10 protein-coding genes are annotated in these 13,975 nt (G+C 52.4%); 8 read left to right on the top strand and 2 right to left on the bottom strand.

Annotated elements, in window-relative coordinates:
- Nucleotides 1–14: 14 nt before the first annotated feature.
- The 3 genes from ACJJIM_RS20410 (at nucleotide 15) to ACJJIM_RS20400 (ending at nucleotide 3,118) form a co-directional block, all read left to right on the top strand.
- Nucleotides 15–710 (top strand): ABC transporter ATP-binding protein, encoded by a 696-nt coding sequence (locus ACJJIM_RS20410; RefSeq protein ID WP_282930547.1) that lies wholly within the window; start codon nucleotides 15–17, stop codon nucleotides 708–710.
- Nucleotides 707–1,867 carry an ABC transporter permease gene (locus ACJJIM_RS20405; protein WP_413663892.1) on the top strand — a complete coding sequence of 387 codons (1,161 nt, stop codon included), beginning with the start codon at nucleotides 707–709 and terminating at the stop codon, nucleotides 1,865–1,867. Before ACJJIM_RS20410 ends, ACJJIM_RS20405 begins: the two co-directional genes overlap by 4 nt.
- A 63-nt stretch (nucleotides 1,868–1,930) precedes the next feature.
- Entirely contained in the window at nucleotides 1,931–3,118 is a 1,188-nt protein-coding gene (locus ACJJIM_RS20400; RefSeq protein ID WP_413663891.1) for an ABC transporter permease, read from the top strand.
- A 33-nt stretch (nucleotides 3,119–3,151) separates the two neighbouring features.
- On the opposite strand, the gene ACJJIM_RS20395 is transcribed toward ACJJIM_RS20400, so the two are convergent.
- Nucleotides 3,152–4,039 carry a lysophospholipid acyltransferase family protein gene (locus ACJJIM_RS20395; RefSeq protein ID WP_413663890.1) on the bottom strand — a complete coding sequence of 296 codons (888 nt, stop codon included), beginning with the start codon at nucleotides 4,037–4,039 and terminating at the stop codon, nucleotides 3,152–3,154.
- 159 nt (nucleotides 4,040–4,198) lie between these two features.
- Here ACJJIM_RS20395 and glyQ point away from each other — a divergent pair, with 159 nt between their 5' ends.
- The 4 genes from glyQ to ACJJIM_RS20375 all read left to right on the top strand — a co-directional run bounded on the left by glyQ (nucleotide 4,199) and on the right by ACJJIM_RS20375 (nucleotide 11,129).
- Entirely contained in the window at nucleotides 4,199–5,155 is a 957-nt protein-coding gene (gene glyQ, locus ACJJIM_RS20390) for a glycine--tRNA ligase subunit alpha (RefSeq protein WP_282930551.1), read from the top strand.
- Nucleotides 5,155–7,236, top strand: a complete 2,082-nt coding sequence (glyS, locus tag ACJJIM_RS20385; protein WP_444911843.1) for a glycine--tRNA ligase subunit beta — start codon at nucleotides 5,155–5,157, stop codon at nucleotides 7,234–7,236. Before glyQ ends, glyS begins: the two co-directional genes overlap by 1 nt.
- Before the next feature lie 56 nt (nucleotides 7,237–7,292).
- A complete protein-coding gene (gmhB, locus tag ACJJIM_RS20380; protein ID WP_444911842.1) occupies nucleotides 7,293–7,844 on the top strand; it encodes a D-glycero-beta-D-manno-heptose 1,7-bisphosphate 7-phosphatase in 552 nt (183 codons plus the stop codon).
- 303 nt (nucleotides 7,845–8,147) lie between these two features.
- Nucleotides 8,148–11,129, top strand: a complete 2,982-nt coding sequence (locus ACJJIM_RS20375) for a S8 family serine peptidase (RefSeq protein WP_444911841.1) — start codon at nucleotides 8,148–8,150, stop codon at nucleotides 11,127–11,129.
- 371 nt (nucleotides 11,130–11,500) lie between these two features.
- On the opposite strand, the gene ACJJIM_RS20370 is transcribed toward ACJJIM_RS20375, so the two are convergent.
- Entirely contained in the window at nucleotides 11,501–12,496 is a 996-nt protein-coding gene (locus ACJJIM_RS20370) for a GlxA family transcriptional regulator (protein WP_413663886.1), read from the bottom strand.
- 273 nt (nucleotides 12,497–12,769) lie between these two features.
- On the opposite strand from ACJJIM_RS20370, the gene ACJJIM_RS20365 reads away from it, so the two are divergent.
- On the top strand, nucleotides 12,770–13,957 hold the full coding sequence (locus tag ACJJIM_RS20365) for a class I SAM-dependent rRNA methyltransferase (RefSeq protein ID WP_413663885.1): 1,188 nt from the start codon (nucleotides 12,770–12,772) through the stop codon (nucleotides 13,955–13,957).
- Nucleotides 13,958–13,975 lie beyond the last annotated feature (18 nt).

Raw genomic sequence — 13,975 nt, 5'->3', positions numbered from 1 at the left:
AGAGGGAATTTGAGATGTCAGAGGAAGTGTTGTTTCAGCTGAAGGATGTCAGCAAAAGTTTTACCAAGGGCAAAGAGACCATTTCCATTTTTGAATCCCTGAATATGGAAATTGATCGCGGTGATTTCGTTGCCATTATGGGGCCTTCGGGCTCCGGTAAAACAACGCTGTTAAATATGTTGGGCGGCGTCGATCAACCCAGCGGTGGAGAGATATGGTTTGACAGCGAGCGCATTGACTCCCTCAATGAAGGCGCCCTAACCCGCTGGCGAGCGAGAAATATTGGTTTCATTTTCCAATTTTACAATTTAATGCCGATGCTCAATGCCCAGCGTAATGTAGAGCTGCCGCTACTGCTGACAAATCTCTCCAAATCTCAACGCCGCCATAATGTGGAAACCGCACTGGCCCTGGTGGGATTAAGTGATCGGGCAAAACATATGCCCAGTGAAATGTCCGGCGGCCAACAACAGCGTGTTGCCATCGCTCGCGCCATCGTTTCCGATCCAAAACTGATTCTGTGTGATGAGCCCACCGGTGACCTGGATCGGGCCACAGCAGATGAAATACTGGAAATGCTGCAATTGTTAAACCGCGATCACGGCAAAACCATCGTGATGGTTACCCATGATCCCGCGGCTGCAAGATACGCCAAGCGCACCCTGCATCTGGATAAAGGACAATTTGTGCAGAGGGAAATAGTGGCATGAGTGATTTTTATTTGGTTTTTAAAAATATGACAAGGAAGCCCTTGCGGCTATTCCTTACTTGCTTTGCTATTTTTATTGCCTTCTTGATTTTCGGTGCGGTTACCAGCCTCAAGTCCGCATTAAATTCCAGCGTGGAATTATCCGCTGATAATCGCCTGGTGGTATTCAATAGAATCAACTTTACCCAGTCACTACCCATTGCCTACGTGCAAAAGGTTGCTGCCGTTGAGGGAGTGAGACATGTAACTCATCTCAACTGGTTTGGCGGTTATTTTCAGGAACCCAGCCGGCAGGTCGTTTCAATGGCTGTGGATCCAGAATCCTATTTAAAAGTCTATGAAGAAATTGTTATTCCCGAGGAACAAAAGCAGGCCTGGTTTAACAATCGGCAAGGGGCCTTGGTTGGGGAAAAACTCGCGCAGATTTACGGCTGGAAAGTGGGCGATAGGATTCCTTTATCCTCCAATATTTTTTCACACAAAGATGGTGGCTACACCTGGGAATTTGTGATTTCCGGGATTTTTAAAGGGGATACGGAACAGTACGATACACGCCAATTATTGTTTCATTATAAATATTTTATGGAGACACAGACTTTCGGTGGCGACTGGATTGGCTGGATGGCACTAACAACCGATGATCCCGCCATCAATGAAAACGTCGCAAAAACTATCGATGACAATTTTGCCAACTCACAGAGTGAAACCGATACCAGTACCGAAAAAGCCTTTAATAAAGCCTTTATTGAACAAATCGGAAATATTGGCTTAATTATTTTTTCTGTGGTGTTTACTGCCTTCTTCACCATATTGGTAGTGGTTGGCAACACTATGGCGCTGGCTATTCGCGAGCGTACCGGGGAAATCGCCGTATTAAAAACCCTGGGTTTTTCCAGCACCCGTATTTTCCGAATGGTGCTGTCGGAGTCCCTGTTAATTGCCTTTGTCGGCGGCCTTTCCGGCCTGGCCGCAGCTTGGCTGCTGGTCGAAGGAGTAAAAACCTTCCTTGCCCGCTTTTTGCCCAACTTGATTTTGGATGGGGATATCGCCCTGCAAGCCATTCTATTTATGTTGTTGTTGGGTCTGATTACCGGGCTGATGCCAGCCTTTCAGGCTCTGCGACTTAACATAGTAACTGCATTTAACCGACAACAATAAACTGGTGCCCCACTGAAACTACACAATGGTTTTCACTGGGGAAACCTTAAAGGAGAAGAAATTATGGGTTCTCTTATTGCACAAATTGTTTCGGTAACCCTGATGAATCTGGGCAGCCTGCGTCGGCGCCTGTGGATGTCACTGGCCATGGTATTTGCCTCGGCAGTTGTCGTCGCAATCCTGCTGGCGTTTCTCGCTATGGCCAAGGGCTTTGAGGCAACCATGAGTGGGGCCGGCTCCAGCCAGATCGCAATCCTGATGCGAGAGGGGGCTGCCAGTGAAATCAACTCTGTAATCCTGCAGGACCAGGTCAACCTGATTGCGGAATCGGCCGGTGTTGCCAGGGATACGAACGGCCCGCTGGTATCACCGGAGCTCTACGTTATTGTCGATGGCCTGAAGAAATCCACCGGCACCGAAGCCAATATCCCCCTGCGCGGTCTCAATGAAACCGGCATGGCCATGCGCAATAACATGCGTATGGTGGAGGGGCGAATGTTTACTCCCGGCACTAACGAAATGATTGTTGGTGAAGGGGTATTGCGTGAATTTAATGGTTTCGAAATCGGTAAAGAAGTGCGTTTTGGCAAAAACTTGTGGACAGTTGTTGGGGTCTTTTCCACAGGGGGTAATATATTTGAGAGCGAGCTGTGGGCAGATATCAAAATTATCCAAAGTCACTACAACCGCGGCAACAGCTACCAGTCAATCCGTTTGCAATTGGAGAATAACGGCGATCTCAAGCCCATTCAGGAAACCATCAAACGCGAGCCCCGCCTGAACCTGGAAGCGCAAACCGAACAGGAGTACTTCGCCAGCCAGGGTAAACAACTGCAATATATCGCTACTTTTGGCTGGATTATCAGCTCTGTGATGGCGCTAGGCGCACTGGCCGGGGCGCTCAACACCATGTATACCTCGGTAGCGGATCGGGCTCGTGAAATCGCTACTTTGCGCGCGTTGGGATTCAGCAACTTCTCCGCGTTCTGCGGCACTATTGCTGAGGCAATGGTTTTAGCTGTTGCCGGCGGGCTTTTGGGTTCCCTGGCTGCTTACCTGTTTTTCGACGGTCTCAACACCTCAACTCTGGGAGGCAGTTTTACCCAGGTGGTGTTCAGTTTTGAGATGTCCCCAGACCTGTTTGTGCAGGGCGCCGTATTGGCGCTGGTGATCGGTTTTATCAGCGGCTTCTTCCCAGCCTGGCGCGCGGCACGCATGCCGGTTGTGGTCGCTTTCCGGCACGCGACTTAAATAATTTTATGTGGGGGCTTCTATGAAGAGCCCCTACTTTTTCTTGCGGTAAATTTTACTCTTGCCTTCCGGCTGTTTCCTGAAGCGCTTGTATTCCCACTGATATTGCTCTGGTGCCTGGGCAATACAGGCCTCCACTCCCCGATTCATCGCCGCCAGGGAAACTTTCTGCTCATCGCTATAAATGGCCTTTTCCGCAGGGACAAATACCAGCTCAAAACCACCTTCAACGCGCTTGCCGAAACCAAACACCACATGGCAATTAGTGCGCTGTATCAAATTGTGAACCAAGGTCATCGTCAATGCCGGGCGCCCAAAGAAAGGGACAAAATCACCGCCCATATCCGGCTCCTGATCGGGAAGTATCAGGGCAAAATTACCGGCTTTGAGAGCCTTAAGTAGCGAGCGAACCCCATGTACGTTGGTGGGAACCATCTTGCCACCGGTCACTTCCCGCCCATTGCGAATAACCGGGTCCAAAGCTTCAATTTTGGGAGGCTGGTATAGCACTGTGCAGGGAGCCAGGGTGCCTACATGCAAGCCAAAAATTTCCCAATTGCCCGTATGCGGCATCAGTACAATTGTGCCGGTCCTGCCTTCTTCACTCCCGTCGAGCAAGTGCTGGTTGCGCACTCCCACAATCGCATTCTTACTTTTGGCCCAGGGGGTGTTCCATAGGGTCGCCATCTCAAAGCCGGTCATTGCAGTACTGATCACGCTCTCTCTGGCGAGCCGTTCGCGCTGCTTTGGGTCCATGGCCGGATAGCACAACTCCAGGTTTATACGGCTCAGACGCAGCCCCTCAGAGCGCGTCCACACAGCAATTTTGCCAACGAGTAAACCGAGGCGTCGCGACCAAGACAACGGCAGTTTGCCAATGATTTTCAGTGCCCCTACTGCAAGGCGCCCTTTAATATCCACTGAATTACTTCCTATCCACAAAAGCCATTTTGAGACGGCTATCTAGTTCGAGAATGAACATTGACACCTCCGAAGCGGCTATAGCGCTTTAAGCACAGGAGCCGCTGCCGCTATAATTGCGTCCCTTTGCCCACAGCAGATACTGATCCGGAGATAGCGGTGTCCAAGCAATACGATCTCAGTACCTTTCAGGGACTCATTTTTGCCCTGCAGGATTATTGGGCGCGCCAAGGGTGCGTCATTCTACAGCCTCTGGATATGGAAGTGGGCGCCGGCACCTTTCATCCAGCGACCTTCCTCCGTGCCATAGGCCCGGAAAACTGGAATGCGGCCTATGTACAGCCCTGCCGCCGCCCTACCGATGGCCGCTACGGTGAGAACCCCAACCGCCTTCAGCACTACTACCAATACCAGGTAGTAATGAAACCATCCCCGGACAATATCCAGGAATTGTACCTCGATAGCCTTCGCGCCATGGGCGTAGATCCCGCTGTCCACGATATTCGCTTTGTTGAGGACAACTGGGAATCCCCAACCCTGGGCGCCTGGGGCCTCGGCTGGGAAGTTTGGCTGAATGGTATGGAAGTTACCCAGTTCACCTACTTCCAGCAGGTTGGCGGCCTCGAGTGCTACCCAGTTACCGGCGAGATCACCTACGGTCTTGAGCGTATCGCCATGTACCTGCAAGGTGTCGAGTCTATCTACGATTTAGTGTGGACCCGCAACCCGGATGGCAGCCCCGTCACCTACGGCGACGTTTTCCATCAGAACGAAGTGGAAATGTCCCACTACAACTTTGAACACGCCGATGTGGAGTTCCTGTTCGCGACCTTCGATCACTGCGAGCGCGAGAGCACACGCCTGATTGAGCTGGGCCTGCCGCTCCCCGCTTACGAGCAAGTTATGAAGGCCTCCCACGCCTTCAACCTTCTGGATGCCCGCCACGCCATTTCAGTGACTGAGCGCCAGCGCTATATCCTGCGCGTACGAACCCTGGCCCGCGCCGTGGCACAGGCTTACTACGATGCGCGCCGCGCCTTAGGCTTCCCCATGGCCGATGAAGCACTGCGGGCAGATATTTTGGCGGAAGACATCGAGCAAGAGGAGAAGCAGTAATGGCTCAGGATTTTCTGGTAGAGCTGGGCACCGAAGAGCTGCCGCCCAAGGCGTTACACAAATTAATGAACGCTTTCGCCGATGGTATTACCCAGGGCCTCAAAGGCGCCGAGTTGTCTTTTGGCGAAGTTAAAACCTACGCAGCCCCCCGTCGCCTGGCCGTAGCAGTATTCGGTTTGGCAGATAAGCAGCAAGACAAACAAATTGAAAAGCTGGGCCCGGCTGTCAAAGCCGCTTTCGATAAAGAGGGTAAGCCCAGTAAAGCCGCTGAGGGGTTCGCCCGCAGCAACGGCGTAGCTGTTGAAGAGCTGGGACGCAAAGAGACCGACAAAGGCGAGCGCCTGGCCTTTATCAGCGAGCAAAAAGGCGCTGAAACCGAATCCCTGTTAGCGGGCATTGTCGAGAAAGCATTGGCGCAACTGCCAATTCCCAAGCGTATGCGCTGGGGGGCGCGCCGCGAGGAGTTCGTGCGCCCGGTGCACTGGCTCGTCATGCTGTTTGGCAACAAGGTAGTAAACGGTGAAGTGCTCGGCTTAAAAGCCGGTAACACCAGCCGCGGTCATCGCTTCCACTGCAATCGCGAGCTGGAGATCCACTCCGCTCACGACTATGCACAGGTTCTGCGCGAACCCGGTTACGTAATGGCCGACTTCGCCGAGCGCCGCGAAGCCATTCGCGCCCAGGTGATCGCCGAAGCCAACAACGTCAATGGTGAAGCGGTCATCGATGACGATCTGCTCGACGAAGTGACTGCACTGGTTGAATGGCCTGTCGCCCTCACCGGTCGCTTCGAAGAGCGCTTCCTGGAAGTACCTGCTGAAGCCCTGATCTCCTCCATGAAGGAGCACCAGAAATATTTCCATGTGGTAGATGAAGATGGCCAATTGCTGCCTTTCTTTATCACCGTGTCCAATATCGAGAGCCAGGATGCCGCTCAGGTTATCCACGGCAATGAGCGCGTAATCCGTCCACGCCTGGCGGATGCCGCCTTCTTCTTTGAGACAGACAAGAAGACCAGCCTGGAATCACGCCGCGAGAAACTGCGCCAAATCGTGTTCCAGCAGCACCTGGGTAGCGTCTACGACAAGACTGAACGGGTAGCTGCCCTGGCCCGCACCATCGCTGAGAAAACCGGAAGCAACGGCGACTGGGCCGAGCGCGCCGGCCGCCTGTGTAAGTCGGACCTGGTTACCGAGATGGTGTTCGAGTTTGCCGATATGCAGGGCATCGCCGGCTACTACTACGCCGAAAATGACGGCGAGCCGTTGGATGTGGCCAAGGCCATGTACGAGCAGTATATGCCCAAGTTTGCCGGTGACGAGCTGCCCGCCAGCGATACCGGCACTGTAATCGCCCTGGCGGATCGCCTAGATACTTTGGTCGGCATCTTCGGCATAGGCCAACCCCCCAGCGGCTCTCGCGACCCCTTCGCCCTGCGCCGCGCCAGTCTGGGTATCATCCGCATCCTCGTAGAAAAGCGTCTCGATCTGGACCTGCGCAAATTGCTGGAATTGGCCCGCGACAACTATCCGCGCACCGCCCTGGGTGAATATGACAAGGTGGTGGAACAGACTCTGCAATATGTACTGGAGCGCTTCCGCGCCCGCTACGAAGACCAGGGTATCGCCACCGAAGTATTTATGTCCGTTGCCGCGCGCAAGCTGTCCCGCCCACTGGATATCGACAACCGCGTGCACGCGGTTAACGCGTTTAGCCAGCTGCCGGAGTCCGGTGCTTTGGCCGCCGCCAACAAACGCGTTTCCAATATCCTCGCCAAGTTAGACAGTGCTGTACCCAGCAGTGTCGATGAAGCTCTGTTGCAAGAAGAGGCGGAAAAGGCTCTGTTCGCCGCAGTACAGGTTGCCCGCACAGAAGTCGAGCCTCTGTATAGCGATGCGCTCTTCGCCGAGGGTCTCGCAGGCCTGGCGGGCCTGCGTGAAACCGTAGACAGCTTCTTCGACCACGTGATGGTAATGAGTGACGACGAGCAACTGCGCAACAACCGCTTGGCCCTATTAGCCCAGCTGCGCGCACTGTTCCTCGAAGTTGCCGATATTTCCCTGCTGGTTCCTGCCAAGTAATGACTTGCAGAGGCGGGGTGTTAAACCCCCGCCTCGCAAATCAGGGAGATACGAATATGGCAATTATCATTCTCGGCCGCGACGGGGTGATCAACGAAAACCCCGATAAATTCGTCAAATCCGCCGACGAATGGCAGCCCCTGCCCGGCAGTATTGAAGCGCTGGCAGCGCTCAGTCAGACCGGCCATCAACTGGTGATAGCCACCAATCAGAGCGGCCTGGCGCTGGGCCAATTTGACCTGGATGACCTGGAAGAAATGCACGCTAAAATGCGTACTCAGGTGGAGGATGCCGGTGGCGAAATCGCCGCTATTTTCTACTGTCCCCACGGCCCTGAAGATAATTGCCGCTGCCGCAAACCCCTAGCGGGTCTGCTGGATGCCATCGAGGCTGAATTTGATACCAGCCTGCACGACTGTTATTTGGTCGGAGACAAGCTGGCAGATCTTTATCTGGCGTTGGAGAAGGGGTGTAAACCCGTTCTGGTAAAAACCGGTGCAGGTGATCAGACGTTACAGCACCTGATCGAGCAGCCCGACCCCCGCCTGGCTAACACTTCAGTATTTGTTGATCTTTCGCATTTTTCTCAGTTTTTATTATCCTCCTAAACCGCTCCCTCTCTTTTTTCGCTAGATGATTCGAGCGTCCAATATCTAACCTGGCGCACTATTTTTGCGATCAGTTGTTCACCCAGGCGCCAACTTATTGAGCTGTATGGCGCATTCCTTTAAAAGCAACTAGCGGGAGGGCGAGCCCATTGTTGTATCAGCGATTCGTGCCAAGCCAGGGATGGGTGAGGCTTAAATGACGCTCTGAACATTCCTGTCGGGGAAAAGGAGTAATGCCCCCAGCGACGAGCTCTTTTAAGCCTTTTGTTGCCGCCTGCACAAAACAATAAAAGGGATACTCCAATGAAAAGACAAATTCTTACTGCCCTGACAGCCGGTATGTTGTTATCCAACAGCCTATTTGCTGAGTCAGCCACAAGTAAGTTTGCCCCCAGTCAGGAAAAACCAAAAAAAGTTTATATTGTTCAATTAGATAGCGAGCCTCTGTCTTCCTATAGCGGTACCATCCCCGGTTTGTCGGCCACCAAACCGTCCAACCGTGGCAAACTCGATCCCCAAAGCAGCAGCTACCGGCACTATTCCAATTTCCTTCGGTCGCGGCGGGAACAAGTTCTATCCACCGTTCCCAGCGCACGCACTGTTCATGAATACGACACCGCTTTTAATGGCTTCGCCGCCGTAATGAGCGAAAAGGAAGCGGCTGCTCTGCGCGGTCGCGCCGACGTTAAAGGTGTTTGGGAAGATGAATTACTAAAGCCCCATACTGACTCCACTGCGGACTTCCTCGGCATCACAGATATGCCCAGCCCATGGCTCTGGGGGATTACGGGTGAGGATATTGTTGTAGGTGTTATAGACACAGGGATCCACCCTGAACACCAGAGTGTCGCAGACATAGCTACACCGTTACAGGGCAACCTGGGGCCCCAAGTTCCCTACGGTTCAATACCGGAGAGCTTTACTGGTGACGGTTGCGAATTTGGTAACAGTGACCAAAACCCCAACGACGCTGCGTTTACCTGTAACAATAAGCTGATCAAGGCCAAGTCATTTTCCGATGCCTTCCTGACCAACAACGAATTGGCAGATTACGAATTCCTGTCAGCCAGGGATGCAGACGGGCACGGTACCCACACCGCGACCACTGCCGCCGGTAACTATGGCGTTATTACCCCGGATGGAAAAACCCTTACCGGAATGGCGCCACGAGCCCGCATCGCGGTGTATAAAGTCTGCTGGGACGCCCCAGATCCCGACGATAGTGGTTGTTCGTCGGCCGACTCCATGGCGGCTATTGATGAAGCCGTGGCCGATGGTGTGGATGTTATTAACTTCTCGATAGGTGGCGCCAGCACCACCTTTAGTGGTGCCGATGACATCGCATTTTTATTTGCCGCCGATGCCGGCGTTTTTGTCGCCACATCTGCAGGTAACAACGGACCCGGACCCGAGACTATGGGCACTCCTTCGGGAGTACCCTGGATAACCGCAGTCGGCGCCTCAGAGGATGACCAAAGCTTCGGTTTAGCCCTACAGATATCCTCGCCAGAATCCATTTCCGGAATTTATGAGGGGCGTGAGGGCAACAGCACCGTAAGCCTTGAAGAGGTTGGAGCAGTCTCTGCTGAGGTTGTTCTCAGCGAGCCGTTAGAAGCCTGTAGCGAAGTCACTAACAGTGAGTCTTTGGAGGGCAGTATTGCTCTAGTAAAACGTGGGGGTTGCTCCTTTACCGATAAATATAATAATGCTGCCGATGCCGGAGCCTTGGCTATCGTTGTTTACAACGACGGTACTGCAGACGATCGCATCAACCCGATTACCATGTCAGCCCCTGATACCCGCATCCCCGGAATGATGATCTCGTACTACGAGGGTGAAACTCTCGCAGCCAGCAGCGAAGTTTCTGGAGTTATCGATCCGTCTCAATTGATCCCAAGGGAAGACCGCGTCGCAAACTTTTCATCTCGCGGTCAAAATGGTGGTGCGCCGGATATTATCAAGCCGGATATCAGTGCCCCGGGGGTTGGCATTATCGCGGGAATTTCTCCGGTACTGAGTGGAGGAGAACTGTTTGGGGCTCTGAGTGGCACCTCTATGGCGAGTCCGCATGTGGCCGGTGTGATGGCGCTGCTAAAGCAGGCTAACCCGCACTGGAGCCCGGCAATGGCCAAGTCCGCATTGATGACGAGTGCGCGCAATGACCTGCGCAAGTCTTACGGACCAGCGGATGCAACACCATTTGATATTGGTGCCGGTGCCATAGTGCCCCGTGACGCCTTCAAACCGGGGCTGGTTTACGATGCGGGCTTCAATGATTATCTCGCCTTCCTATGTGGCGCTGAACTCCAACCCGAGATGGTTGATAGCGCAACCTGTGATGCGTTGACGTCCCTGGGATACTCTAGCGACTCCAGCGACTTGAACCTCGCTTCTATGGGGGTCGCAGACCTCCTCGGCAGCCAGACTATCAAACGCCGGGTCACTAGCGTCGCCCCCGGCCAGCGTTGGTATTGGGCATCTATCAACGCCCCACTCGGTATCGATGTAGATATCAATCCGAAAGTACTGCGCCTCAGGGAGGGAGAGAGTGCTGAGTTTGAGGTGACCTTCACCGCCACAGAGTCCGCCGAAATGAATACCTGGGTCTTTGGTGACCTCACCTGGCAATCTGTAGGCTCTCAGATCAGTGTGCGCAGCCCAATTGCTATTCGGCCTGTTCCTCTAGCTGCACCACAGCAATTAACTGGCAGCGGCACCGATGGCAACCTCGAACTCGATGTGGGCTTCGGCTACAACGGTGATTTCCAGGTGAATGTCACTGGCCTGGCGGAGGGTGAGGCCACTACAACCACTGTTGAAGATGGCGATGTTCAAGTAATTTTCTTTGATATCCCTCAGGGAACAGAGCTTGCGCATATCGCTATGTATGATGCCGATGTGGGCGACGGTAGCGGAAATGACGACCTGGACCTGGAAGTTTATGGCCCAGCGCCAAATTATCCCGAAGTCGGTACCAGCGGCAGCGCCACTTCTGCAGAGTCAGTTTCCCTGGCTAACCCCTCTCCCGGTCAATATGCAGCCGTTGTTGTCGATTATGCGACATCCGCCGGCCCCACCAATTTCAGCTTGTTCAATTTTAATCTGAACGGGGACAATGGAAATACCGCAGTGGATGCGCCGGCTCAAGCACAGATTGGCGGAACTGGGGTAGTTTCTTTGGAGTGGATGAACATTACTCCCAATACCCGCCATCTTGGTATTTTGACTCATGGTGACGGAGAAAAAGATTTTTCCAAAACCCAGGTCATGATTAATACTCAATAGGCCTCACACGCTGATAATTGATGGTAGGAAGTGAAAGTCAAAACCGGCCGGAGTTTGGCCGGTTTTTTCATTCGCAATTGAGTGCATTCTGCTGATGAATTAAAGCGCTCGCTATGTCTGGGGATAATCGACCAAAGTGCCAAAAATTTTTTGTCTTTCGATTGATATTCACAGCAGCAGAAAGCTTATACTCCGGTAGTATCATCAATCCAGAAAATTCTTCCTAAGCTAAAAAATAAGCTTCGGTAAAAAAGAATGAGTAAGTTCAGTTGATATGCGACTTAAAACATCAATTACGTTTTACTGCACTAAATATAAATCTCCCAAATTAAATATTAACAATTGTCTGCAAGTAATTAATAACTATATTTTTAGTGAAAACGCTTTCGATATTCACTAGGCAAAATACCCTTGTGCTTTTTAAAGGCTCTTCTCAATTGCTCTTGGGATTGAAACCCACAGAGTTTTGCCACTTTATCCTGTGACTGATTTTGTTCGGAAAATAATTGGCAAGCTCGTTCCACTCTTATTTGCTCTAGAAAACGAGCAGGCGTTACGCCAAGTTCTCGCACAAAGCTCCGGGCAAAATTCCGTGGGCTCATAGCCGCTTCCTGAGCCAGCCTCTCCACCGTTATAGGTTTCTTAATATTCTGGTACATCCATTCAATCAAAGTTGCAAAACGATCGCTGTTTATCTGATTTTCCAATCGCACACTAAATTGCTGCTGTCCTCCATCTCTCTTTAAGTAAAGAACAAGAATTCGAGCCAGGTTGAGTGCCAAGCCCCTCCCATGGTCCTCCTCGATCATCGATAGAGCCAAATCAATTCCAGCAGTAATTCCGGCCGACGTATAAACATTACCGTCGCGGACAAAGATGGCATCCGGATCCACTTCTACCTGGGGGAACCCCTGCAACTCAGGAACATCCGCCCAATGCGTTGTAGCACGCCGTCCATTAAGAATGCCTGCGTTGGCGAGCATCAAGGCCCCACTACAGATTGAACCAATACGAGCAACTTTTTTCTGCTGCTCAGCCAGCCACTCCAGAACAGAACTATTGGCACAAGCGCGCTGACAGGAGTCCGGTGGCATGCCGCTCACTAACAGGGTATGAATCCCCTCAGCTTCATGAAACGGAAGGTCTATAAAAACCTTAACCCCTGTCGAAGTCGTAACCGGACCAGACTCAAGTCCCACCAACTGAATATCATAGAAATCCTGGTTGAAACGCCCTTGTTTGCGCAACTGGTCATTTGCCAAGGCAAAAACCTCTAGGGGACCTGTGATATCCAGGCTAGTTGCACCCGGGCAGACCACCATGGCGACTTTCCTAGCTCCATTTTGTGTTTGTTGGTGCTTATTCATCTCGGCAGTTTTCCACAACGGCTGGGGATAAGAATGACTTACAGGCGCCAGATTCTGCCAGTTATAGCCAGCTTAGACACCCTGTTACACCAAATTGATAGTCATTTTCTCCGGTACTGACGTATAAACTTTGACGGATATGAGTAACCCTCGGGTGACTATTGGTTCTCAAAGCTCCGAACGAGCCATACATCAGCTTGCAGGCTTGACCTTCACTTAGCTGTCCGCACAATTGGCCCCTAATTTGTACACATCAACGGAGATCCCCTTTTGGTGGAGTTAATACTGAATCGAGGCGCAGAGCGCCGACTCAAGCGTGGCCACCTATGGATTTACAGCAATGAGGTGGACACTAAGCGCTCTCCATTAAAGGGAATTGATGCGGGTAGTCAGTGCCAAGTTCACGATAGCCAGGGCAAGCTGCTCGGCACAGCCTTTGTAAATCCGAGCCAACTTATTTGTGGGCGAATAGTCAGTCGCAATTCTGACTTTTCCACAGATACTGTTTGTGAGCGCATACAAACTGCATTTGAACAGCGCCAACGGTACTTTTCCCACCCCAGCTACCGGATGGTATACGGTGACTCTGACTGGCTTCCGGGCTTGGTAGTGGATAGGTTTGGGGATTATTTAGTAGTCCAGGTCAGCAATTGGGGAATGGAGCGCTACCAACAAACGATTGTGGATAAGTTGGTAGAGATGGTTAACCCCAAGGGCATCCTGCTGCGTAATGATCATCAGGGTCGCGCAGTTGAAGATATGCCGCTGGTACACACCGTAGCCTTTGGAGATGTACCCGAGATGGTCCCGTTCGAGGAGAACGGCGTTCCACTTCTGGCCCCGGTACACCAGGGGCAGAAAACCGGTTGGTTTTACGATCACCGGGAAAACCGCAGGCTATTGAATCGCTGGGTCAACGGCAAAAAAGTATTAGATCTGTTTTCCTACGCGGGCGGTTGGGGTATTCAGGCACTGGCCAATGGTGCGGCAGAGGTAGTGTGCGTAGACGCCTCACAGCAGGCCTTGGACTGGTGTTTGCTCAATGCGGATCACAATGGATTCACCGACAAGCTCAAAACCGTCCAGGGTAAAGCACTGGATGTCCTCAAAGGGTTGGTCGCAGAGGGGGAGAGGTTTGATGCGATTGTGCTCGACCCACCCGCTTTTATTAAGCGGAGGAAAGATCATAAAGCCGGCTTGGCAGCCTATCGCCATATCAATGAACTCGCAATGCGTTTGTTGGCAAAGGATGGGCTGTTAGTAAGCGCTTCCTGCTCTATGCATCTGCAATCTGATGAGCTTCTCGACTGTATCCGTGGCGCCGCTCACCGCTTGGGGCGCCCAGCCTCAATTCTGGCCAGTGGTGGTCAAGGGGCCGATCACCCTGTGCATCCAGCAATTCCGGAAACCAACTACCTAAAAGCTCATTTTGTACATCTCGGGGGAAACACCAATAAGTAGGTGCTCATGAACCCCACA

This window comes from Microbulbifer maximicatervae (SeqCode) (assembly GCF_052467615.1).
This window is presented reverse-complemented; position numbering and strand designations above follow the sequence as displayed.